We start from the raw sequence: 22252 nt of genomic DNA on the forward strand, positions 1-22252 counted from the left end.
TAGATCTCGCAATCCACACCGAACCCGGAGGCCCTCCCTCACGCCAAGATCATCGGCAGCATGTCGCCACGTCCACAACCTCTGTGGTCAGTACAGCTAGTGCCCGATGGCCAGGCGGAGGCCGAAGGCCAGGAACGCCGCGCCCGTCAGTTGCTGGAGGCGGCGCTTCACGGTGGGACGGGACAGGGTCCGGCGGGCGGCCGCGGCCGCGCCGACCAGCAGGACGAGCCACAGGAAACTCTCGGCGGCGTGGACGGCGGCGAAGAGCACGCTCGTCCAGAGCACCGAGGCGCCATCGGGGACGAACTGGGGCAGCAGGCTCATGTAGAAGACGCCGACCTTGGGGTTGAGCAGGTTCGTGGTGAGGCCCGTGCGGAAGGCGGTCAGGCCGGTCTTCCGGCTCTCCCGAGGCTCGGCCGTGTGCCGCCCTGCGCGGCGGGCCGTCCAGAGCGCGCGGACGCCGAGCCACAGGAGGTAGCAGGCGCCGGCGATGCGCAGGACGTCGAACGCCAGGCGGGACGCGGCCAGCAGCGCGGTCAGGCCCACCGCGCTCGTCATCGCCCAGCACAGCAGGCCGGTGACCACACCGGCCGAGGAGAGCAGCCCGGTCCGCCGCCCACCGGTCACGGTGCTGCGCAGGACGAGCATCGTGTCCACGCCGGGAGTGATCGTCAGCAGCGCCGCCACGGCGGCGAAAGCGAGACAAGCGGTGAGCATACGGAAATACTGCCAGGAGTGTTCCGGGGTGCGGTGGGAAGGGACGTGCGGGAGCGTCTGGTTGGATCGGGGGATGGCTGGCATGAAGAAGATCGGCGACCTGGACGTCTTCGCCCTCTGCCTGGGCGGCAACGTCTTCGGCTGGACCGCGGGCAAGGAGCGCTCGCTGGAGATCCTGGACGCCTACGCGGCGGCCGGCGGCAACTTCGTCGACACCTCCGACTCCTACATGGCGTCCGCGCCGGGCAACAGCGGCGGCGAGTCGGAGACGATCATCGGGGAGTGGACGGCGTCGCGCGGCAACCGGGACGACATCGTCATCGCGACCAAGGTCGGCCGGCACCCCGAGCGGCGCGGGCTCGCCCCGGCGAACATCAAGGCGGCCGCGGACGACTCCCTGCGCCGGCTCCGCACCGACCGCATCGACCTGTACTTCACGCACTTCGACGACCCGTCGGTGCCGGTCGAGGACATCATGACCGCCCTGGACGAGCTGGTCACCGCGGGCAAGGTCCGGCAGATCGCGGTCTCCAACATCGACCTCGACCGGCTGGAGGCGTCCCTGGAGTTCAGCGAGCGGGCGGGCACGGCGCGCTACGTGGCCATCCAGCCGCACTACAACCTCGTGTCCCGCGACACCTACGAGGGGCCGCGCCGCGACATCGCCGAACGGTACGGGCTGGCCGCCGTCCCGTACTACGGCCTCGCCTCCGGCTTCCTGACCGGCAAGTACCGCCCGGACGCCAAGGTGGACAGCGTGCGCGCGGGACGGGCCGCCGAGCACCTGGAGACCGAGCGCGGGCGCGCCGTGCTGGCCGCGCTCGACATCGTCGCCGAGGAGCAGGGGACCGCCGTCGCGACCGTGGCGCTCGCCTGGCTCGCCGCGCAGCCGACCGTCGCCGCGCCCATCGCCAGCGCCCGCACCCTCGACCAGCTGCCGCCCCTCGTCGAGGCCGCCCGGACGACGCTGACCGACGGGCAGCTCAAGCGGCTCACCGAGGCGTCCGCCTGATGCAGACCGGATAAGTCGGGATGTAGCGTCACTCGGCATGCCGCCTCTCGACTTCCTCCTGTTCGGCGGGCTGGCCGCGCTGGCCGGCGCGATCGTGCAGGGCAGCGTCGGCCTCGGCGTCGGCCTGGTCGCGACCCCCATCGTGACGATGCTGTACCCGTCGCTGATGCCGGGCGCGATCCTCGTCGTCGCGCTTGTCCTGCCCGTCGCGACGCTCGCCCAGGAGGTCCGGCACGTCGAGCCGCGCGGGCTCGGCTGGGCGTTCGGCGGCCGGCTGGTCGGGACGCCGTTCGGCGTGTGGCTGGTGGCCGCCGTCCCGGACCGCGTCCTCAGCGTGGTGATCGGCCTCGTCGTCCTCGCGGCCCTCGCGGTGACGACGTGGTCGCGGGAGGTGCCGCGCAACCGCGGGACGCTCGCCGCCGCCGGGGTCGTCTCCGGCACGACCGGGACCGCGTCCGGCATCGGCGGCCCGCCCATCGCGCTGCTCTACCAGCGGGAGACCGGCCCCCGCGTCCGCGCGACGCTGGCGGTCTTCTTCGTCGCCGGCGCGCTGCTGTCCCTGTCGACCCTGGCCGCCGCGGGGCGGCTCCCGGCGCGGCAGGTCGTCGCGGGCCTGGAACTGGTCCCGTTCGTCATCGCCGGGTTCCTGGTGGCCGGACCGCTGCGCCGCTACCTGGACGCCGGACGCCTCCGCCTGGCGCTCCTCATCGTCGTCGGGACGTCCGCGGTGGTGCTGATCGTCCGTAATCTGGTCTGATGCGCTCCACGACGCGTCCGACGAAGGCCGATCTGGAGGCCGCCCGCGACCGCATCCTCTCCGATGTCCTGCCCCCGGACGGCGGGACGCTCCGCGTGCTGTTCAGCGGCATCAACCCGGGCCTCTACTCCAGCGCCACCGGCTACCATTTCGCCCGTCCCGGCAACCGCTTCTGGCCGGCCCTGCACCGCTCCGGCTTCACCGACCGGCTCCTGGCGCCGTCCGAGCAGGACCTGCTCGCCGGCCTCGGCCTCGGCATCACGAACCTGGTGCCCCGCGCCACGGCCCGCGCGGACGAACTGACCGGCGACGAGCTCCGCGAGGGCGGACGCCGCCTGGAGGCCCTGGTCGAACGCCACCGCCCCGCCTACCTGGCCATCGCCGGCGTCACCGCCTACCGCACCGCCTTCGCGCGCCCCCGCAGCCGGATCGGCCCGCAGGACCAGGCGCTCGGCGCCGCCAGGATCTGGGTCCTGCCCAACCCGAGCGGACTCAACGCGAGCTGGCAGCTCGACCGCCTCGCCGCCGAGTTCCGCCGCCTCCGCGAGGCGGCCGACGCGCTCAGGGGTTGAGGGCGAACTCAGGGGTTCAGCGCGAACTCAGGGGTTCAGCGCGAACATCGTCTCGACCTCGGACACCAGGGTGGGGTGCGGCTGCCACAGGTCGGTGCGGCCGAGGGCGACGATGGGGCGGGGGAGCGGCCGCACGGCGGTGAGGTGCCAGTGGTGGTGGCCGCGCTCCGCCCAGGGGCCGCAGTCGCAGGGGCCGCCCTGGACGGCGGCCGAGCAGACGTGGTCGAGGTCGGCGACGGCGATGACGGCGCCGATCGTGGCGAGCGGGTCGCGCGGGTCCCAGCCGGCGGCCTGGATCAGCGGCGAGTCGCACGCCTTGAGGTCGACGCGCATGGAGGCGTGGACGAGGAGGGGGCCGCGGTAGGCGGTGGGCAGGCTCTGGTTCGAGACGGACTTGCCCCCGCGCGCGATCGCGAAGGCCCAGGGCTGCTGAACACTCATCGCCTGCACGCGGCCACCTCCACTGGTCGTCCCCGTCGCGGGCCCGCCCGGGATCGCCGAGGCCCCGGCGGGACGCCGGTGGGCCGTGCGACGATGCCCGAGAGGCTAGGCGCATCCCGGCTGAATTGCCAACGGACGGGTCGAAAGGGTTGATATCCGTCATGGGACGGCTGCCGGGCCGCCGGGTTCCACGCGGATCTCCTTCGATCATGAGTGTGACGCCTGAGACGGGCGTCCGGTTGACGTGCGTTTGTGACTATTCCTTCATCAGGGCCTATCCCTTCAGGGCTCCCGCCATCAGGCCGCGCATGAAGAACCGTCCCAGCAGCAGGTAGACCAGGAGCGTCGGCAGCGACGCCAGGAGCGCCTCGGCCATCTGCTGGTTGTACTGGACGGCGACCGCGCCCGACCCCGCCGTGTTGTTCAGCATCACCGTCACCGGCCAGCTGTCGGGCGCGCCGAGGAACACCGCGAACAGGAAGTCGTTCCACATCGAGGTGAACTGCCAGATCAGCGTCACCGCGAACGCGGGGGCCGACACCGGGAGGATCACCGACCAGTACGTGCGCAGCATGCCGGCGCCGTCCACGCGGGACGCCTCGATCAGCTCGTCCGGGATCGTGACGTAGTAGTTCCGGAAGATGAGCGTGCAGATCGGGATGCCGTACACGACGTGCGCCAGCACGAGCCCGCGGATCGTGCCCGCCAGCTCCATGTCCGTCAGCAGGCCCGCCAGCGGGATCATGACCGCCTGGTACGGGATGAACATGCCGAACAGGAACAGTGTGAAGACGACGTCCGCGCCGGGGAAGCGCCATTTGGACAGGACGAAGCCGTTCAACGACCCCAGCACGGCCGAGATGACCGACCCGGACACCGCGATCTTGACGCTGTTCTCCAGCCCCGGCTTCAGCGCGTCCCACGCCGAGCCCCAGCCGGACGTGCTCCAGTGGCTCGGCAGGCTCCACGCGCTGCTCGGGTCCGCCTCGTCCAGCGGCTTGAAGCTGGTGATGATCAGGACGTAGACGGGGATGAGGAACAGCAGCACGAACGCCAGCAGGACGACCAGCTTCACCGCCTGCACGGTGCCGGACGAGCGGCCCGGCGCGCCGACGGCGGTCATCGGGTCCGCTCCGAGCGCACCGACCAGACCAGGTACGGGATCACCAGCACGGCCACCGCGACGAGCATGTAGGTGGCGATGGTGGCCCCGTTGGCCGGGTCGTGCCGGTCGAAGATCTCCACGTAGGTGGCGATGGCCGGCACGTAGGTGATGATCTGCTTGCCCGCGATCGCCATGATCAGGTCGAACACCTTGAGCGAGATGTGCCCGAGGATGATCAGCGCCGACAGCGTCACCGGCCGGAGCTGCGGGAACACCACGTACCGGTACACCTTCCACTCGGACGCGCCGTCCACCCGCGCCGCCTCGCGCAGGTCCTCGGGGACGCTGCGGAACCCGGCCAGGTACAGCGCCATGACATAGCCGGACATCTGCCAGATGGCGGGGAGGGCCATCGCCGCCATTCCCCAGTCCGGGTCCTGCCACCAGCTGTTCGACAGGAAGCCCAGATGGAGCTTGTCGAACAGCTGGTTGAACCCGACGGCCCGCTGCGGCGGCGCCGGGTTCATCAGCCACCGCCACACCACCCCGCTGGCGATGAACGACACCGCCATCGGGAACAGGTACACGACGCGGAAGCCCGCCTCCGCGCGGACCCCCTTGTCCATGAGGAACGCCAGGAACGCGCCCAGGACGAGCGCGCCGACGACGAACACGGCGGTGAACAGCAGCGCGTGCTTCACCGCGCCCGGCCAGCTCGGCTGGCTCCACAGGTCGACGAAGTTCCTTCCCTTGTCGAACCCGTACTCGGAGACCTCGTCGTGCTTGCCGCTCAGCGCGACGCGCGTGTTCCAGAACAGCAGCCCGTAGACGAACAGGCCGATGGCGACGATGGACGGCGAGACCAGCAGCAGCCCCGGCAGCCACCTGCGGCTGCGCCGCAGCAACGACGGGCGTTCCTGCGACGCGTTCCGGCGACCGGGGTCGGCTGCTTTCAGGCCCTCGTGCGAGGCGGTCACTGTCCGCTGTTCTTGGCCGCGCTCACCAGCCCCTGCTGGAGCTTGGCCACGTCCCGGTTCTGCAGGAAGAGGCCGATCGCGGTGTCGATGTCGGTGTGCCACTTGTTGTTGGCGTTCACGCCGTGCCAGAACGAGCCCGCGAGCTTGGTCTGCGGGTTGTTCCACTCCTCGAACGCCGTCTGCAGGTAGCCGGTGTAGAGGCTCTTGTCGGCGTCCTTACGGGCGGGGATGGAGCCCTTCTTCGGGTTGAAGAGGTCCTGTCCCTCCTTGCTGGACACCTCCTTCAGCCACGCGATCGCCCCGGCGCGGTGCGGCGCGCCCTTGGGCAGGGTGAAGCTGTCCGAGAGCCACATGTAGGTGCCCTCGGTGCCCGGGGCCGGCGCGTACTTGAAGTCGGTGTCGAGCTTCTTGCCGAGGCCGTTGGGGGCGGCGCCGACGAAGTAGCCGTACGCCCAGTCGCCCATGATGTTGAACGCGGCCTTGTCGTCCACGACGGCCTTCGCGGCGCCCTGCCAGTCGGTGGACGCGGCCTCCAGCGTCGTGTACTTCATGATCTCGCCGAAGTCGTTCAGCGCCTTGGTGACCTCGGGGGTGCTCCAGTCGGCGCCCGGCTTCCACAGCGCGTTGTAGCCGTCGGTGCCGAGGTCGCCGAGCAGGACGTTCTCCATCAGGTGGTCGGCCGTCCACTGCGCGCCGAGCGACAGCGGGACCTTCTTCGTCTTGTCCTTGACGGCCTTCAGCGCGGTGATGAAGTCGGCGATCGACTTCGGCGGCCCGGCGACTCCGGCGTCCTGGAGGATGTCGGGGTTGTACCAGAGCACGTTGGAACGGTGGATGTTCACCGGGACCGAGTAGATGTGCCCCTTGTAGGTGATCTGGTCGAGGAGCTGCTGCGGGTAGACCGACTTCAGGTTGTTCTGCTGGTAGAAGTCGTCGAGCGGCTCGATCTGCCCGGCCTTGATGTAGTCGAGCAGCTCGGCGCCCGCGTGGCCCTGGAAGGAGTCCGGCGGCTTGCGGTTCTGCAGCCGGCTCGCCAGCACGGCCTTCGCCTGGGTCCCCGACCCGCCGGCGATGGCCGCGTTCACGAACTTGGTACCGGGGTTCTTCTTCTCGAAGTCGGCCTGCATGGCCTTCAGGCCGTCGGCCTCGCCCGGACCGGTCCACCAGGAGAAGACCTCGACCTCGGAGCTGTCGTTCTTCGAGCCACCGCCGTCGTCACCGCCGCAGCCCGACATGGCGAGGGCACCGGTCATGGCCACGGCCGCGAAGACCGTCCAGCGGCGCGGGAAAGCGCGTACTCGCATCGTCCGTCCCTTCGGTAACCCCGGGACAGCCAGCGTCCGTCCGGTCGCGCGCGCCGGTCAACACCGCGGACGGAAAAGTGATCAAGCGGTGACGCGCCTCCCCGGCGTCACCAGGCGAGTGCGGGCGGCAGCGCCTCCGGGCCGGCGTCCGGCCAGTCGAGCGGGGCCCCGAGCGGCGCCAGCTCGGCCAGCTGCAGCCGGTACCAGGGCGAGGACTCGGGGCGCTCCACCAGCTCCAGGCAGCGCTCCCACGTCCACCACTCGGCCGCCTCGACCTCCGCGCGGTTCGGGTGGACGGCCCCGTCGGCCACGGTGGCGCGCACGACGGGGCACCGCTCGTGCTCCAGGGTCCCGTCCGCGGCGACGGCCCGGTACCGGAACCGCGGCAGGACGGACGTCAGCGACGTCGCCTGCATGCCCAGCTCGTCCCGCAGCCGGCGCAGCACCGCGTCGCGCAGCTTCTCGCCCGGCGCGGGGTGACCGCAGCAGCTCCCCGTCCAGACACCGGGGAACGTGCGCTTGTCCAACGCGCGCTGAGTGATCAGAACGCGACCTTCCGTGTCCACCACATAGCAGGAGAAGGCCAGGTGGTACGGCGTGTCCCTATGGTGGCTGGTGCTCTTGGGGGCGGTTCCGACTGCCTCGTCGTCCGCGTTGAGCAGCACGATCTCTTCGACGGCCATGCTCTACTCCTACCCCATCCCTGCCTCCGGGGTCAGTCTTTTCACACCCGGCGCGCGGGTGCCCCTCGGCGCGTCGCGGGCGAACCGGGATTAAACTCGGAACGGCCCGAGCCAGGGGAGACCCGATCCCCGATGGAGGAGTTGAAACGAGTGAGCTTGCTTGAGTCGATCAAAGGTCCCGACGACCTCAAACGACTGGACGCCGCTCAACTGTCTCCACTCGCGGAGGAGATCCGCGAGTTCCTCGTCCAGGCGGTCTCCAGGACCGGCGGGCATCTGGGGCCCAACCTGGGCGCGGTCGAGCTGACGATCGCGCTGCACCGCGTCTTCGACTCGCCGCACGACAAGATCCTCTTCGACACGGGGCACCAGTCCTACGTGCACAAGATGCTCACCGGCAGGCACGACTTCGAGATGCTGCGCCGGCGCGGCGGGCTGTCCGGCTACCCGAGCCGGGCCGAGTCCGAGCACGACGTCATCGAGAACTCGCACGCCTCGACCGCCCTCTCGTACGCCGACGGGTTCGCCAAGGCGTTCCAGGTGCGCGGCGAGTCCGACCGCGCGGTGGTGGCGGTCGTCGGTGACGGCGCGCTGACCGGCGGCATGTGCTGGGAGGCGCTCAACAACATCGCCGCCGGCGTCGACCGCCCGGTCATCATCGTCGTCAACGACAACGGCCGGTCCTACTCGCCGACCATCGGCGGCCTCGCGTCCCACCTCGCCGACCTGCGCGTCACCCAGGGCTACGAGCACGCGCTCGACCTCATCAAGAAGACGGTGCCGCGCGCCCCGGTGGTGGGGAACCTCACCTACGAGGCGCTGCACGGCATCAAGAAGGGCCTCAAGGACGTCCTGCAGCCGCAGGCCATGTTCGAGGACCTCGGCATGAAGTACGTCGGCCCGATCGACGGCCACGACGAGGACGCCGTCGAGCGCGCCCTGCGCCGCGCCCGCGGGTTCGGCCGCCCGGTCATCGTGCACTGCATCACCACCAAGGGGCGCGGCTACGCCCCGGCGGAGAACGACACCGAGGACTGCATGCACGGCGGCGGCGCGTTCGACCCCGCCACCGGCAAGTTCGTCGCCAAGAAGGGCGGCCCCGCCTGGACGAAGGTCTTCGGCGAGGAGATGGTGGCGATCGGGCGGGAGCGCCGCGACGTCGTCGGCATCACCGCCGCGATGCTCCACCCGACCGGGCTCGCGCCGTTCGCCGAGGCGTTCCCGGACCGCGTCTTCGACGTCGGCATCGCCGAGCAGCACGCGGTCACCTCCGCCACCGGGCTCGCCCTGGGCGGCCTGCACCCGGTCGTGGCGGTGTACGCGACGTTCCTCAACCGCGCGTTCGACCAGGTCCTGATGGACGCGGCGCTGCACCGGCAGCCGGTCACGTTCGCGTTGGACCGCTCCGGCGTGACCGGTGACGACGGCGCCAGCCACAACGGCATGTGGGACATGTCGATCCTGCAGCTCGTCCCGGGCATGCGCGTCGCCGTCCCGCGCGACGGCGCGCGGCTGCGCGAACTGCTGCGCGAGTGCGTCGCCGTCTCCGACGGCCCGACCGCGATCCGCTACCCCAAGGGCCCGGCGGCCGACGACATCGAGGCGATCGACAAGGTCGGCGAGATGGACGTGCTCGCCCGCCACGACGGCTCCAACGGCACCCGCGTCCTGCTGGTCGCGGCCGGGTCGATGGCGACGCCCGCGGTCGAGGCCGCCGGGCTCATCGCCGCGCAGGGCATCGGCGTCACCCTCGTCGACCCGCGCTGGGTGAAGCCGCTCGACCCGGCGCTGCTCGACCTCGCCCGCGACCACGCGCTCGTCGCCGTCGCCGAGGACAACGGCCGCACCGGCGCCGTCGGCGACGCCGTCGCGCGGCTGCTGCGCGACGCCGAGGTCGACGTCCCGATCCGCACGTTCGGCATCCCGCAGGAGTTCCTCGACCACGCGTCCCGCGGCGAGATCCTCACCGACATCGGCCTGACGCCGCAGGCGCTCGCCCGCGACATCACCGAGTACGTGGCCCGCATCACCTCGACGGAGGCCGAGACCGCGGCGACGTCGAAGGCGGCCGAGACGTCCGACGAGAAGCCCTGACCGTCCGGCCCCGCCCGCCTCGCCCGGGTCCGCCGGCGGCTACACGCCGTCGGCGGACACCAGGCGCCAGAAGTGGGTGATGGACGCGGCGGACGTGCCGAGTTCGCGTCCCGAGTACGTCCACCGCCCGCGCAGGCGCCAGGGGCGCCCGGCGCCGTCCTGGACGAACACCTGCAGCGGGAAGCAGGCGTCGTGCGCGCGGATGACGCCCGCCGGGTCGACCGAGGGGTCGAGCCGGGGCTCGCCCTCGCAGCGCACGCCCATGATGGAAGTGCGCGGGTCCTGGCGCAGGAGTCCCTGCGTCAGGTCGTACACGAGTACGGACACATAGTCGGGGCCCAGCCACCTGAGGTCGGGGACCGTCTCGGGTGGGGGGAACCCGTACAGTTCTGGACCGCCGGTCACACGCCGCACCGTAGCGCCCGCGTCACCTGCCCGTCACTACCTTCCCGGTGGGGAATTCCGGCGGAGGCGAACTACAGCGGCGTCATTCCTCGTCGCGGCAGGCGGAGGTCATCGCCTCCCAGCGGGCCAGCTTGACCCGCTCGCCGCGGTCGAGGCTGCGCGCGAGGGCGATCTCGGCGGCGTCGAGGCGCAGCCAGTCGGTGTAGGTGACGACGGGGAGCCCGCGCGATTCCAGCAGCTCCTCGATGGTGCGCTTCGGCGCCGCGTCCGTGCCGGCGGCGTCCGCCAGGAGGTTGCGGACGGTCTCGGCGGCGTCGGACTTGTTGGTGCCGACGACACCGGACGGGCCGCGCTTGATCCACCCGGCGACGTACTCGCGGGGGACGGGCGCGCCGTCCGGGGCGAGGATGCGGCCGCCGTCGTTCGGGACGACGTAGGAGCGCTCGTCGAACGGGACGCCCTCCAGCGGGACGCTCTGGTAGCCGACCGACCGCAGCACCATGCCGACGGGCAGGGTCTCGAACTCGCCGGTGCCGACGACGCGGCCCGTCTCGTCCAGCTCCGTCCGCTCCAGCTTCAGGCCCTCGACGCGGTCGGTGCCGAGGATCTCGGCGGGCGCGCGCCAGAACCGCACGTCGATGTGCCGGGCCCGGCCCGCCGCGGGCTCGCCCGTCCAGGCGCCGAGGGCCTTGATGTTGCCGCCGGTCTTGCGGTCGCTCGCGGCCAGCTCCGCGCTCGCCGGGTCGAGGTCCATGTCCTCGGGACGGACGTGGATGCTCGCGTTGGGCAGCTCGCCGAGCTCGCGGGCCTCCTTGGTGGTGAACTTCGCCTGCGCGGGACCGCGCCGCCCGATCATGTGGACGCGCTTGACCCGGCTCCGCGACAGCGCCTCCATGACCTGCTCGGGGACGTCGGTGTCGCGCAGCTCGCCGGCCGACTTGGCGAGGATGCGGACGACGTCCACGGCGACGTTCCCGACGCCGATCACCGCGACCTCCTCCACGGACAGGTCGAACTCGTGGTCGGCGGCGTCGGGGTGCCCGCAGTACCAGTTGACGAAGTCGGTGGCGGCGATGCTGCCGGGCAGGTCCTCGCCGGGGATCCGCATCTGCCGGTCGACCATCGCGCCGGTCGCATAGATGACGGCGTCGTAGCAGTCCAGCAGGTCGGCGCGGGTGAGGTCGCGGCCGAGCTCGACGCAGCCGAAGAAGCGGACGGCGGGGTTCTCCAGGACCTTCTGCAGGTACCGGGCGATCGACTTGATGGACGTGTGGTCGGGCGCGACACCGTAGCGGACCAGCCCGTACGGCGTCGGCAGCCGGTCGAACACGTCCACCCGGACGTCGCCGTCGGTCTGCTTGACGAGGGCCTCGGCGGCGTAGATCCCCGCAGGGCCGGAACCGATCACCGCGACGAGCACTGGAGAAGCCATGCGGGCCATTGTGCCCACCCGCGGATCGAAATGACACCGTGACCCCCGTCACGAGGTCAGGTCACGAGGTCGGTCCCGGGGTCAGGACTCGGCGGGCGCCGACTCCGCGCGGCCGACCCTGCTGTGCCGGTACCCGTAGAGCCCGTAGAGGACGACGCCGATCACCATCCAGGCGAGGAACCGCAGCCAGGTGTCCACCGGCAGGTTGAGCATCACGAACAGGCAGCCGAGCACCGACAGGATCGGGACGACCGGGACCCACGGCGTGCGGAACGCGCGGGGCAGGTCGGGGCGGGTGCGGCGCAGCACCACCACGGCGATCGAGACGACGAGGAACGCGAACAGGGTGCCGATGTTGACCAGCTCGGCGAGCTTGGCGAGCGGGATGAACCCGGCGAGGACCGCGACCACGGCCCCCATCAGGATGGTCGAGCGGTAGGGGGTGCGGAACCGCGGGTGGACGGCCGACAGCCAGGGCGGCATGAGGCCGTCCCGCCCCATCGCGAAGAAGATGCGGCTCTGCCCGAGCAGCAGGATCAGCACGACGCTGGTGAGGCCGATGACGGCGCCGACGTCGATGATGGTGGCGAACACCGGGTGCCCGACGGATTTGAACGCGTCGGCGAGCGGGGCGGCGGTGCTCAGCTCGGTGTAGTTCTGCATGCCGGCGACGACGGTCGACACGGCGGCGTACAGGACCGCGGTGATGACGAGCGACCCGATGAGCCCGATGGGCACGTCCCGCTGCGGGTTGCGGGCCTCCTCGGAGGCGGTGGCGACGATGTCGAAGCCGATGTAGGCGAAGAACACGATGGCGATGGCGGCGAAGATGCCGAGCCAGCCGAAGCTGGACGGCGTGAAGCCGAACAGCACCTGCATCAGCGGCGCGGTGAAGCCGCTGCCCTCCTCTGTCGGCTTCGACGGCGGGATGAAGGGCTTGTAGTTGGCGCCCTTGACGAAGAACAGCCCGGCGAAGATGACCAGCAGCACGATCGACACCTTGACCGCGACGACCACCGCGTTCACCCGCGAGGAGATCTTGACGCCGAGGACGAGCAGCGCGGTCACCACGACCACGAGGGCGATGGCGGGGACGTTCACCGTGCCGCCCTCGCCCGGCGGGGCCGCGAGCGACTCGGGGATCGTGACGCCGATGTCGTCCAGCAGCGAGGCGAAGTATCCGGACCAGCCGACCGACACCACGGCCGCGCCGAGCGCCATCTCCAGGATGAGGTCCCAGCCGATGATCCAGGCGGGGAACTCCCCGATGGTGGCGTAGGAGAAGGTGTAGGCGGAGCCGGCGACCGGGACGGTGGAGGCGAACTCGGCGTAGCAGAGCGCCGCGAGCCCGCACACGACCGCGGCGATGATGAACGACAGCGCGACCGCGGGACCGGCCTTCTCCCGGGCGACCTGCCCGGTCAGCACGAAGATGCCGGTCCCGATGATGACGCCGACGCCGAAGACGGTGAGGTCGAGCGCGGACAGTTCGCGGCGGAGCCGGTGCGCGGGCTCCTCGGTGTCGCGGATCGACTGCTCCACCGATTTCGTGCGCAGCAGGTTCATCCTGGCGTCCCTCCGCGTCCCCTGGTGCTCGTCATGGCGGCGTGCCCGGCCGTCTGCCGTATGCCCAGATGTGCGCGGCTTATGATCAAGCCGGCCGACGGCGCGTCCGTGACGTGCGGGGATGCCGGAAAAGAGACGTCCCGAACGCGGTTCGGAACGCCTCTTTTCCGTGCGTGGCGGAGTGTCAGGCGGGCAGGGAGGCGACCCCCGGCTCCAGGAAGCGGCGGCCGGTCGTCCGCTCCGCGACGCCCGACCGGTCCAGGTACGGGGTGATGCCGCCGAGGTGGAACGGCCAGCCGGCGCCGAGGATCATGCACAGGTCGATGTCCTCGGGCGCCGCGACGACGCCCTCGTCCAGCATGATGCGGATCTCGTCGGCGAGCGCGGCGAGCGCCCGGTCCAGGACCTGCTGCTCGGTGGACGGGCTCGTCCCGCCGCCGAAGATCGCCACGACCTCCGGGTCGAGCGAGAAGTCCGGCAGGTACACGCCGGACTTGCCCGCCGCGACCATCTTCGCGAGGTTGTCCGACAGCGGGAACCGGTCCGGGAACGCGCCGTGCAGGGTCTCGCCCACGTGCAGCGCGATCGCCGGGCCGACCAGGCCCATCAGCACGAACGGCGGCATCGGCAGGCCGAGCGGCGCGGCGGCGCGCTCGGCGGTCTCGATCGGGGTGCCCTCGTCGACCGCCTGGACGATCTCGGCGAGCAGCCGCAGCAGGACGCGGTTGACCACGAACGCCGGGGCGTCCTCGACCAGCACGCACGACTTCTTCAGCGCCCGGCCGGTCGCGAACGCGGTGGCGAGCGCGGCGTCGCCGGTCTTCTCGCCCCGGACGATCTCCAGCAGCGGCAGCACCGCGACCGGGTTGAAGAAGTGGAAGCCGACGACCCGCTCGGGGTGCTTCAGCTTCGACGCCATCTGCGTGACCGACAGGGACGAGGTGTTGGTCGCGAGGACGCACTCGGCCGAGACGTGCTCCTCGACCTCGGCGAACACCTTCTGCTTGACCGACATCTCCTCGAACACGGCCTCGATGACGAAGTCGGCGTCGGCGAACGCGTCCTTCGTCAGCGAGCCGGTGATGAGCGCCTTGAGGCGGTTCGCCTTGTCGGCGGAGAGGCGGCCCTTGCCGAGCAGCTTGTCGATCTCGCCGTGCGCGTAGCCGACGCCCTTGTCCAGGCGCTCCTGGTCGAGGTCGGTCAGCACGACCGGCACCTCGAGGCGGCGCGCGAACAGCAGCGCGAGCTGCGAGGCCATCAGGCCCGCGCCGACGACGCCGACCTTGGTGACCGTGCGCGCCAGGGACTTGTCCGGTGCCCCGGCGGGACGCTTCGCGCGCTTCTGGGTGAGGTCGAACGCGTACAGGCCGGCGCGCAGCTCGTCGCTCATGATGAGGTCGGCGAGGGCCTCGTCCTCGGCGGCGAAGCCCTCGTCGCGGGTGCGGTCCTTGGCGGCGGCGACGAGGTCGAGGGCGCGCGTGTAGGACGGTGCGGCGCCGTGCAGCTTGCCGTCGACGTTCCAGCGGGCCATCGCGACCGCGTCGTCCCACGCCTTGCCCTTGTCGGCCTCGGGCCGGGTGACGGTGATCTCGCCGTTGAGGACGCGGGCCGTCCAGGCGAGCGACTCCTCCAGGAAGTCGGCCGAGTCGAAGATCGCGTCGGCGATGCCCAGCTCGTGGGCCTGCTCGCCCTTCAGCGTCCGGTTCTGCGCGAGCGGGTTCTCGATGACGACCTTGAGGGCCTTCTCGGCGCCGATCAGGTTCGGCAGCAGGTACGTCCCGCCCCAGCCCGGCACCAGGCCGAGGAACGCCTCCGGCAGCGCGAACGCCGGGACGCCGGACGAGATCGTCCGGTAGGTGCAGTGCAGGCCGATCTCGACGCCGCCGCCCATCGCCGCGCCGTTGTAGTAGGCGAAGGACGGGACGTCCAGCTCGCCGAGCCGCCGGAACACGTCGTGGCCGAGCTTGCCGATGGCCCGCGCGTCCTCCCGGCTCGTGATGAGCGGGACGCCCTTGAGGTCGGCGCCGACCGCGAAGATGAACGGCTTGCCGGTGACGCCGACGGCCGCGATGTCGCCGCGCCCGGCGATCGTGTCGATGGCGGCGTCCAGCTCGGCGAGGCCGCCGGGGCCGAACGTGTTCGGCTTGGTGTGGTCGTGGCCGTTGTCGAGCGTGATGAGCGCGAGCGTGCCCGCGCCATAGGGAAGTGTCACGTCGCGCACGTACGCGTGGGTGACGACCTCGTCCGCGAATACTTCTCGAAGGCTGCTCACTTGCTTACCCCCCAGTTGACGTTCTCCCAGAGGACGGTTCCGCCCATGCCCATGCCCACACACATCGTGGTCAGCCCGTAACGCACGTCGGCGCGCTCCTCGAACTGGCGCGCGAGCTGGTTCATCAGCCGGACGCCGGACGAGGCGAGCGGGTGGCCGAGCGCGATCGCGCCGCCCCACGGGTTCACCCGCGCGTCGTCGTCGGCGATCTTGAAGTGCTCCAGGAACGCCAGCACCTGCACGGCGAACGCCTCGTTGATCTCGATGAGGCCGATGTCGTCCATGGTCAGCGCGTTGCGGGCGAGGAGCTTCTCGGTCGCGGGGACGGGCCCCACGCCCATGACCTCCGGCTCCACCCCGGCGAAGGAGAAGTCGATCAGCCGCATCTTCGGCGTGAGGCCGAGCTCGCGGGCGACGTCCTCGGCCGCCAGCAGGCAGGCGGTGGCGCCGTCGTTCAGGCCGGCGGCGTTCCCTGCGGTGACGTTGCCGTGCACCCGGAACGGCGTCTTCAGCTTGGCGAGGTCGTCCAGCGTGGTGCCGGGGCGCGGCGGCTCGTCCTCGGTGGCGAGGCCCCATCCTTTCTCGGCGGAGCGGATCGCGGTCGGCACGAGGTCCGGCTGGATCTTCCCGGCGGCGTAGGCGGCGGCGACCTTCCGCTGGCTGCGCACGGCGTAGGCGTCCGCGCGCTCCCTGGTGATGCCGGGGAACCGGTCGTGCAGGTTCTCGGCGGTCGAGCCCATGACGAGGGCGGACGGGTCGACGAGCCGGTCGGTGAGGAAGCGCGGGTTCGGGTCGACGCCCTCGCCCATCGGGTGCCGGCCCATGTGCTCGACGCCGCCCGCGATGACGACGTCGTAGGAGCCGAACGAGATCCCGGCGCCGGACGTGGTCACCGCGGTCATCGCGCCCGCGCACATCCGGTCGATCGCGTAGCCGGGGACGCTCTTGGGCAGCCCGGCCAGCACGGCGGCGGACCGCCCGATGGTCAGGCCCTGGTCGCCGGTCTGGGTGGTGGCGGCGACGGCGACCTCGTCCACCCGCTCGGGCGGGAGGGACGGGTTGCGGCGCATCAGCTCGCGGATCGCGCGGACGACCATGTCGTCGGCGCGGGTCTGCGCGTACAGGCCCTTCGGGCCGGCCTTGCCGAACGGTGTGCGGACGCCGTCGACGAACACGACGTCGCGTGCGGTGCGAGGCACGGGATGTCCTCCCTGCGTGGGCTCGGTGGCGGTCGTCGAGCCTCGTGCCGCCCCTGCCTTCGGACGGCGGCACGAGTGCCCGCGGCAGCGAGGCTACTTGCTGGTAACCATCAATGCTACTAGTCAGTAACCACTGACGCCGCGGTGCCCTTGTTCGGGCATTGGCCGATGAGTACCGTGGCGAGAGAGGAGGCACGGTGACGCACGCGAGGCCCGCGTACCGGCCGGGGACGCGCCGGCGGATCGGGCATATCCGCGATCTCGCCGCCCTGCTGCTGCGCACCGGCCTGCTGTTCGGCGGCGGGCCGCGCCGGCTGCTCCGCCAGCTCGGCACGCTGCGGCGCTGGGGCACCACGCTCGCCGGGCTCGTCGCCTCGTCCGCCGTCCGCTCCCCGTCCCGTCCCGCGCTGATCGACGACGAGGGCGTCCTCACCTTCGCCGAGCTGGACGGGCTGGCCGCCCGCCTCGCCGCCGGGCTGCCCCTGCGCGGCCCCCGCCCGCGCGTCGGCGTGCTGTGCCGCAACCACCGGGGCATGGCCCTGACGCTCGTCGCCTGCTCCCGCCGCGGCGCCGAGGTCGTGCTGCTCAACACCGGTTTCGGGACGGGCCAGATCCGCGCCGTGCTCGGCGAGCTGCGCCCCGCCCTCATCGTCGCCGACGCCGAGTTCGCGCCGCTGCTGGCGAACATCCCCATCGCGCTGCGCCGGACCGTGCTGTGGGCCGACCGCCGCCCGCCCGCCGGGATGCCGCTCGCCGCGCCCGTCCCGCTCACGGCGCTGCCCCCGCTGCCGCTGCCGCGACCGGACGCGGACCCGGCGCCCCGCCCCGCCGCCGGGACGGGCCCGAGCATCGAGGAGGTCATCGCCTCGGTGCCGGCCGCCGCCGTGCCCGGGGAAGGGGCCGGGCCGCCGCAGATCCAGAGCCGCACCATCATGCTCAGCTCCGGGACCACCGGACGCCCCAAGGGCGCCCGCCGGCCGCCCCGGCCGGGCCTGTGGCCGCTCGCCTCGATGACGTCCCGGATCCCGCTGCGCGCCCGGCAGACGATGATCGTCGAGGCGCCGCTGTTCCACACCTGGGGGTACGCCGCGCTGCAGATGGCCTGGGCGCTGCGGGCGCCGGTCGTGCTGCACCGCCGGTTCGACCCCGAGCAGACGCTGCGGGCCGTCACCTCGCACCGCGACGCGACCGTGTTCGCCGTCCCGGTGATGTGCCAGCGGATCCTGGAGCTGGCGCCCGAGGTCCGCGACCGCTTCGACCCGTCCTCGCTGCGGGTCTTCGCGGTGAGCGGCGCCGCGCTCCCCGGCGACCTCGCCACCCGGTTCATGGACGCGTTCGGCGACTGCCTCTACAACGTCTACGGGTCGACCGAGGCGTCGTGGGTGTCCATCGCCACCCCGCACGACCTGCGGCTCGACCCGCGCACCGCCGGGCGCCCGCCGCGCAACACCGCGCTGGCGATCGTGGACGGCGAGGGCCGCAGGGTGGGCCGCTCCACCCGCGGGCAGATCTTCGCGGCGAACGAGCTGCTGTTCGAGGGGTACACGGGCGGCGAGCCGATGGAGGTCCGCGACGGGCTGCTCGCCACCGGCGACCTCGGCCACATCGACCACCGCGGCCTGCTGTTCGTCGAGGGCCGCAGCGACGGGATGGTGGTGTCCGGCGGCGAGAACGTCCTGCCGAAGGACGTGGAGGACGCGCTGCTGCGGCTCCCGGAGGTCCAGGAGGCCGCGGTGACCGGCGTCCCCGACGACGAGTGGGGGCAGCGGCTCGCCGCCTACCTCGTGCTGCGGCCCGGCGCCCGGCTCGACGCCGCCGCCGTCCGCGCGTACGTGCACGCGCAGGTCGCCCGGTACGCGGCGCCGCGCGACGTGTACTTCATCCCCGAGCTGCCCCGCAACGCGACCGGCAAGGTCGTGCACCGCTGGCTCAGCGCGCGCCCGAGTGCTCCGCGGCCGGAAGGGCATGTGGAGTGGCCGCGTCCGCGGGCAGCCGGACGGTGATCGACAGGCCGCCGTCCGGGCGCGGCACGGTCTCGATCGTCCCGCCGTGCGCGTGCACCACCGCCCGGACGATCGACAGGCCGAGCCCCGCGCCGTCCCTGGACCCCGTCCGGTCGGCGCGCAGCCGCCGGAACGGCTCGAAGATCCCGGCGACCTCGTAGGCCGGGACGGGCCGCCCGGTGTTGACGACCTGGAGGAACGCCTCCCCGTCCCGCTCCCCGGTGCGGACCCAGACCCGGCCGTCCCGCACGTTGTACTTCACGGCGTTCTCCAGCAGGTTCACCGCGCACCGCTCCAGCAGGACGGGATCGCCGGCCACCACCGCGGGCGCGAGCCGCGCCTCCACGTCGACCGCCGGGTCGTCGAGCTGGTCGAGCGCGCTGCGGACCACGTCCGGCAGGGGAGTGCCCGTCCGGGTGCCGAGTTCCCGCTCGGACTTCGCGAGCAGCAGCAGGCCCTCGATGAGCCGCTCGTGCCGGGCGGTGTTGCCGAGCAGGACGTCCGCGAGCGCCTTCGTCTCCGGCGGGCTCTTCCGGCTCGCGAGCGCGACCTCCAGCACCGTCCGGTTGATGGTCAGCGGCGTGCGCAGCTCGTGCGAGGCGTTCGCGACGAACCGCCGCTGGGCGTCGAACGCGCGGTTCAGCCGGTCCAGCATCCGGTCGAAGGTGTCGGCGAGGTCCTTGATCTCGTCCTGCGGCCCGTCCAGGGCGATCCGCTCGTGCAGGTTGCTCTCCGACAGCCGCCGCGCCGTCGCCGTCATCCGGTGCAGCGGCCGCAGCACCCGCCCGGCCACCAGGTAGCCGATCACCACCGCGAGGACGCCGACCGCCAGCATCGTGACGAGCGAACTCTGCAGCAGCTGCGCCAGCACGTCGTGCTTCTGCTGCTCCATCTGCCGGTCGGCGTCGGCCTTCAACGCCATCAGCTGGCTCATGTCGCCGTCGAACGCCATGGCCCGCAGCCGCGTGAGCGCCTCCGGGTCGATGTCGCGCGCGGAGAACCGGGTGTCCATCGTCCGGACGGTCAGCAGGTACGTGACCGCGACCAGCACTGCCGACGTGACGAGGAACAGCGACCCGTACACCAGCGTCAGCCGCGTCCGGACGCTGAGCCTGTCGACGGCCGGCCTGTTCACCGCGCCTCCAGCCGGTACCCGGAGCCCGTCACCGTCTCGATCACCGGCGGCTGCCCGAGCTTCCTGCGGAGCGTCGCCATCGTGACCCGGACGATATTGCTGAACGGGTCGATGTTCTCGTCCCACGCCCGCTCCAGAAGCCGTTCGGCGGACACCACGCCGCCTTCGGCCCGCATCAGCTCTTCCAGCACGGCGAACTCCTTCTTCGTCAGCCGCAGCTCACGCCCGTCCCTGGCCACTCTCCTCCGGTGGGGATCGAGCCGGATACCCCTGCGCTCCAGTACGGGCGGCACGGGCGCCCCCGACCTCCGCGCCAGCGCCCGTACTCGCGCGACCAGCTCGCTGAACACGAACGGCTTCGGCAGATAGTCGTCGGCGCCGAGCGACAGGCCGTCCACCCGATCGTCGACGTCGCCGGAGGCCGTCAGCATCAGGATCCGCCCCGGGCTCCGCCGCGCCACCAGTTCCCGGCACACGTCGTCGCCGTGCACGGTGGGCAGGTCCCGGTCGAGGACGACGACGTCGTACCCGTTGTAGGAGGTCAGCTCCAGCGCGTCATCGCCGTCGTAGACCACGTCGACGGCCATGGCCTCCTCGTGGAGGCCCTCGGCGATGGCGTCCGCAAGTACCCGCTCGTCCTCAACGACCAGAACACGCATGCCGCCGAGCATGCCGTCCGAGGGGTTAAACCCCGATAAGCCTGCGGGCCGCGGAACCATTTTCTTCCGGCGGATCCGGATGGTTCTCCCTATCATCGTGGCCATGGAGGAGCCCCTGAAGGCCGAAGCCATCGGGATTTTGCGCGAAGTGCTGGAGTGGCGGCTGCCGGGCGTCCGCTGGGAACAGGTGGAGCGGAGGCTGGAGGACGTCTCCGGCGCACTGGCCGGAGCCGATCCGGCGAATCTGCGAAACGCCGTCTACGCATTGGAACTGTCCGGCCCGGAACGCGCGGCCCGGATCGAAGATGTCCTGGTGCTGTCGCCTCCGCCACCGACCCGGGAGCGCGTGGGCGAACTCGTCCACCGGCTGGAATCCTCTACGGAGACGACTTCCGCACAGGTTCCGTCCGGTTCGGAGGACGATGCTGCTGCAGGCTGAGGCCCTGGTCGCGCACGTGTTCGTCGCGGCCGAGGGAAGCAGCGGGGCCGAGGACCGGCGGTACCTGCACGATGTGTGGCGGGCGTGCGAGGACGTCCTCGGCATGACCGACCGGGTCGCCGGCCTCGACGCGGACCCGCCGGCGGGCTGGGACGCGCCGTCGGCGTCGTCCGGGGTGCTGGCCGCCCGGACGCGTCCGGGCGGCGGCGTGTACCAGGCGATCCTGCGGCGTGAACGCGACGTGTTCTGCCTGTCGGTCATCCTGGAGCCCGACCCGTCGGAGGGCATCGGCTGGCCCGAGCTGGACGCGCGGTGGTCGCGGGCGCTCGCGGAGCCGACCCGGGGCACCGTCGGGACGGTGCGGATGTTCGTGGCGCGGCTGGGCGCGGACGCGACGGACCGCGTCCGCGCCGACGAACTCGTCGCGGACGTGCCCGCTGATGCGGGGGCGTCCGCCCTGTGGCCGGAGCGGGGCGTCGCCGTCCCCGACGGGTTCATGGTGTGGGAGGCGTCGGTACCGGACGATCGGCGCCTGGAGCGCAGGGTCGTGGTGATCGCCCGCCAGGAGGGCGAACGCGATCTCAGCGATTGGACGTGGATCGGCCCGGGAGCCGTGCTCCCGCCGCTGGCCGGCTACCTGCTGAACGCGGCCAGGCTGCGGTTCCAGCTGCGGATCTGGGACGACGGCGAGGGGACGCGGCGGCTCCGCGAGGACACCGACGCCGTCGTCGGACGGCTGCTGGCGACCGTGCCGGCGGCGTCCGCCGGACGCGGCCACGGCGAGACCGAACTGATCGACGCGTCGCGGGAACTGGTGTCGCTGCAGACCCGCGCGATGGGACTGGCCGACCGGACCGCGCGGCTGCGGGAGATGTCGCGGACGGTCGCGATCGCGGCGGCCAACCTGGCCGCGTTCGGCGGCGGCACCCGGCTCGGCGGCCTCTTCGCCGACGACCGCGGCCTGGCGGAATGGTTCGGCCGGCGGCTCGACGACGAGATCGCCTACCTGGACGCGGCGTCGCAGCGGGCCGGGCAGGTCGGCGCGCTCGCCGACCAGCTCCTGCTCCGCGACCGGCAGCGCCGCCAGGAGAGTGTCAACCTGGCGCTCACCGGCGTCGTCGGGGCGGTGCTGATGGTCCTGGCGGCGATCCAGTCCCTCGGGTACGACGTCCCGCTGCCCGCGCCCGTCGAGCCCGCCGTGGTGACCGCGCTCGGCGCCTCCGCCCTGCTCGCCTCGCTGGTGGTGCTGCGGGTCGTGGTCCCGGACCGGCGGTGGCCGAAGGTCCTGGTGCGCGCCGCGGTCGGAGGTGTCGGCGCGTCGCTCGGCTGGGTCGTGGCATCCGCTGCCGGGGGTGCCGCGGCCGGCCCCGGCTGGGCGCTGCTGGGCGCCGGTGCCGGCTTCGTCGCGGGGGTACTGGGCGCGTCCGTTCCGCGTCGGCTGCGTTCCACGGCCGGACGCTGACGGTCACTTCGCCGGGCC

Annotated in this window: 20 protein-coding genes; 7 read left to right on the forward strand and 13 right to left on the reverse strand. The window is 72.0% G+C overall.

The window, feature by feature from the left end; genetic code table 11:
• Positions 1-96: 96 nt before the first annotated feature.
• A complete protein-coding gene (locus ABZ806_RS32050) occupies positions 97-717 on the reverse strand; it encodes a LysE family translocator (RefSeq protein ID WP_500221180.1) in 621 nt (206 codons plus the stop codon).
• A gap of 82 nt (positions 718-799) precedes the next feature.
• On the opposite strand from ABZ806_RS32050, the gene ABZ806_RS32055 reads away from it, so the two are divergent.
• From ABZ806_RS32055 to mug, 3 genes are read left to right on the forward strand one after another with little or no spacing between them, the layout of a single operon-like run.
• Positions 800-1729 (forward strand): aldo/keto reductase, encoded by a 930-nt coding sequence (locus ABZ806_RS32055; RefSeq protein WP_500221181.1) that lies wholly within the window; start codon positions 800-802, stop codon positions 1727-1729.
• A gap of 37 nt (positions 1730-1766) precedes the next feature.
• Positions 1767-2486 carry a sulfite exporter TauE/SafE family protein gene (locus tag ABZ806_RS32060; RefSeq protein ID WP_500221182.1) on the forward strand — a complete coding sequence of 240 codons (720 nt, stop codon included), beginning with the start codon at positions 1767-1769 and terminating at the stop codon, positions 2484-2486.
• Positions 2486-3058 carry a G/U mismatch-specific DNA glycosylase gene (gene mug, locus ABZ806_RS32065; protein WP_500221183.1) on the forward strand — a complete coding sequence of 191 codons (573 nt, stop codon included), beginning with the start codon at positions 2486-2488 and terminating at the stop codon, positions 3056-3058. The genes ABZ806_RS32060 and mug overlap by 1 nt, the downstream gene beginning before the upstream one ends.
• 27 nt (positions 3059-3085) lie before the next feature.
• On the opposite strand, the gene ABZ806_RS32070 is transcribed toward mug, so the two are convergent.
• From ABZ806_RS32070 to idi, 5 genes are all read right to left on the reverse strand, one after another.
• On the reverse strand, positions 3086-3499 hold the full coding sequence (locus tag ABZ806_RS32070; protein WP_500221184.1) for an ASCH domain-containing protein: 414 nt from the start codon (positions 3497-3499) through the stop codon (positions 3086-3088).
• 274 nt (positions 3500-3773) lie between these two features.
• Positions 3774-4622: a carbohydrate ABC transporter permease gene (locus ABZ806_RS32075; RefSeq protein WP_500221185.1), complete on the reverse strand. Its 849-nt coding sequence runs from the start codon at positions 4620-4622 to the stop codon at positions 3774-3776.
• Positions 4619-5581 (reverse strand): carbohydrate ABC transporter permease, encoded by a 963-nt coding sequence (locus ABZ806_RS32080; protein WP_500221186.1) that lies wholly within the window; start codon positions 5579-5581, stop codon positions 4619-4621. The genes ABZ806_RS32075 and ABZ806_RS32080 overlap by 4 nt, the downstream gene beginning before the upstream one ends.
• Positions 5578-6885 (reverse strand): ABC transporter substrate-binding protein, encoded by a 1308-nt coding sequence (locus ABZ806_RS32085; RefSeq protein ID WP_500221187.1) that lies wholly within the window; start codon positions 6883-6885, stop codon positions 5578-5580. The genes ABZ806_RS32080 and ABZ806_RS32085 overlap by 4 nt, the downstream gene beginning before the upstream one ends.
• 107 nt (positions 6886-6992) lie before the next feature.
• The gene (gene idi, locus ABZ806_RS32090; protein WP_500221189.1) at positions 6993-7568 is read right to left on the reverse strand and encodes an isopentenyl-diphosphate Delta-isomerase; all 576 of its coding nucleotides are present in this window, start codon (positions 7566-7568) and stop codon (positions 6993-6995) included.
• Positions 7569-7718: 150 nt separating this feature from the next.
• Here idi and dxs point away from each other — a divergent pair, with 150 nt between their 5' ends.
• On the forward strand, positions 7719-9662 hold the full coding sequence (dxs, locus tag ABZ806_RS32095; protein ID WP_500221190.1) for a 1-deoxy-D-xylulose-5-phosphate synthase: 1944 nt from the start codon (positions 7719-7721) through the stop codon (positions 9660-9662).
• 39 nt (positions 9663-9701) lie between these two features.
• Here dxs and ABZ806_RS32100 read toward each other — a convergent pair whose 3' ends face one another.
• From ABZ806_RS32100 to ABZ806_RS32120, 5 genes are all read right to left on the reverse strand, one after another.
• The gene (locus ABZ806_RS32100; protein ID WP_500221191.1) at positions 9702-10067 is read right to left on the reverse strand and encodes a hypothetical protein; all 366 of its coding nucleotides are present in this window, start codon (positions 10065-10067) and stop codon (positions 9702-9704) included.
• Between the two features lie 82 nt (positions 10068-10149).
• Positions 10150-11499 carry an FAD-dependent oxidoreductase gene (locus ABZ806_RS32105; protein WP_500221192.1) on the reverse strand — a complete coding sequence of 450 codons (1350 nt, stop codon included), beginning with the start codon at positions 11497-11499 and terminating at the stop codon, positions 10150-10152.
• An 81-nt stretch (positions 11500-11580) separates the two neighbouring features.
• On the reverse strand, positions 11581-13065 hold the full coding sequence (locus ABZ806_RS32110; protein ID WP_500221193.1) for an amino acid permease: 1485 nt from the start codon (positions 13063-13065) through the stop codon (positions 11581-11583).
• A 184-nt stretch (positions 13066-13249) separates the two neighbouring features.
• Complete coding sequence (locus tag ABZ806_RS32115; RefSeq protein ID WP_500221194.1) at positions 13250-15337, reverse strand: 3-hydroxyacyl-CoA dehydrogenase NAD-binding domain-containing protein; 2088 nt, start codon at positions 15335-15337, stop codon at positions 13250-13252.
• On the reverse strand, positions 15334-16536 hold the full coding sequence (locus tag ABZ806_RS32120) for a thiolase family protein (RefSeq protein ID WP_500221195.1): 1203 nt from the start codon (positions 16534-16536) through the stop codon (positions 15334-15336). The genes ABZ806_RS32115 and ABZ806_RS32120 overlap by 4 nt, the downstream gene beginning before the upstream one ends.
• Before the next feature lie 197 nt (positions 16537-16733).
• On the opposite strand from ABZ806_RS32120, the gene ABZ806_RS32125 reads away from it, so the two are divergent.
• Positions 16734-18539, forward strand: a complete 1806-nt coding sequence (locus ABZ806_RS32125; protein ID WP_500221196.1) for an AMP-binding protein — start codon at positions 16734-16736, stop codon at positions 18537-18539.
• On the opposite strand, the gene ABZ806_RS32130 is transcribed toward ABZ806_RS32125, so the two are convergent.
• Together ABZ806_RS32130 and ABZ806_RS32135 are read right to left on the reverse strand one after the other, a co-directional pair.
• Positions 18466-19674 (reverse strand): sensor histidine kinase, encoded by a 1209-nt coding sequence (locus tag ABZ806_RS32130; RefSeq protein WP_500221197.1) that lies wholly within the window; start codon positions 19672-19674, stop codon positions 18466-18468. The genes ABZ806_RS32125 and ABZ806_RS32130 overlap by 74 nt on opposite strands.
• A complete protein-coding gene (locus ABZ806_RS32135; protein ID WP_500221198.1) occupies positions 19671-20333 on the reverse strand; it encodes a response regulator transcription factor in 663 nt (220 codons plus the stop codon). Before ABZ806_RS32135 ends, ABZ806_RS32130 begins: the two co-directional genes overlap by 4 nt.
• A 103-nt stretch (positions 20334-20436) precedes the next feature.
• Here ABZ806_RS32135 and ABZ806_RS32140 point away from each other — a divergent pair, with 103 nt between their 5' ends.
• The gene (locus ABZ806_RS32140; RefSeq protein ID WP_500221199.1) at positions 20437-20772 is read left to right on the forward strand and encodes a CATRA system-associated protein; all 336 of its coding nucleotides are present in this window, start codon (positions 20437-20439) and stop codon (positions 20770-20772) included.
• Entirely contained in the window at positions 20756-22234 is a 1479-nt protein-coding gene (locus ABZ806_RS32145; protein WP_500221200.1) for a CATRA conflict system CASPASE/TPR repeat-associated protein, read from the forward strand. Before ABZ806_RS32140 ends, ABZ806_RS32145 begins: the two co-directional genes overlap by 17 nt.
• The last annotated feature ends 18 nt before the right edge of the window (positions 22235-22252 follow it).

It is taken from the genome of Spirillospora sp. NPDC047418, from assembly GCF_040643275.1.
Taxonomy (GTDB): domain Bacteria; phylum Actinomycetota; class Actinomycetes; order Streptosporangiales; family Streptosporangiaceae; genus Spirillospora.

What these genes read in the sequence shown, in the direction of transcription:
- ABZ806_RS32110 (WP_500221193.1), bottom strand. Translation starts at nt 13,065, where the DNA reads ATGAACCTGCTGCGCACGAAATCGGTGGAGCAGTCGATCCGCGACACC.
- ABZ806_RS32070 (WP_500221184.1), bottom strand. Translation starts at nt 3,499, where the DNA reads ATGAGTGTTCAGCAGCCCTGGGCCTTCGCGATCGCGCGCGGGGGCAAG.
- ABZ806_RS32055 (WP_500221181.1), top strand. Translation starts at nt 800, where the DNA reads ATGAAGAAGATCGGCGACCTGGACGTCTTCGCCCTCTGCCTGGGCGGC.
- ABZ806_RS32105 (WP_500221192.1), bottom strand. Translation starts at nt 11,499, where the DNA reads ATGGCTTCTCCAGTGCTCGTCGCGGTGATCGGTTCCGGCCCTGCGGGG.
- ABZ806_RS32145 (WP_500221200.1), top strand. Translation starts at nt 20,756, where the DNA reads ATGCTGCTGCAGGCTGAGGCCCTGGTCGCGCACGTGTTCGTCGCGGCC.
- ABZ806_RS32060 (WP_500221182.1), top strand. Translation starts at nt 1,767, where the DNA reads ATGCCGCCTCTCGACTTCCTCCTGTTCGGCGGGCTGGCCGCGCTGGCC.
- ABZ806_RS32135 (WP_500221198.1), bottom strand. Translation starts at nt 20,333, where the DNA reads ATGCGTGTTCTGGTCGTTGAGGACGAGCGGGTACTTGCGGACGCCATC.
- mug (WP_500221183.1), top strand. Translation starts at nt 2,486, where the DNA reads ATGCGCTCCACGACGCGTCCGACGAAGGCCGATCTGGAGGCCGCCCGC.
- idi (WP_500221189.1), bottom strand. Translation starts at nt 7,568, where the DNA reads ATGGCCGTCGAAGAGATCGTGCTGCTCAACGCGGACGACGAGGCAGTC.
- ABZ806_RS32050 (WP_500221180.1), bottom strand. Translation starts at nt 717, where the DNA reads ATGCTCACCGCTTGTCTCGCTTTCGCCGCCGTGGCGGCGCTGCTGACG.
- ABZ806_RS32075 (WP_500221185.1), bottom strand. Translation starts at nt 4,622, where the DNA reads ATGACCGCCGTCGGCGCGCCGGGCCGCTCGTCCGGCACCGTGCAGGCG.
- ABZ806_RS32085 (WP_500221187.1), bottom strand. Translation starts at nt 6,885, where the DNA reads ATGCGAGTACGCGCTTTCCCGCGCCGCTGGACGGTCTTCGCGGCCGTG.
- ABZ806_RS32140 (WP_500221199.1), top strand. Translation starts at nt 20,437, where the DNA reads ATGGAGGAGCCCCTGAAGGCCGAAGCCATCGGGATTTTGCGCGAAGTG.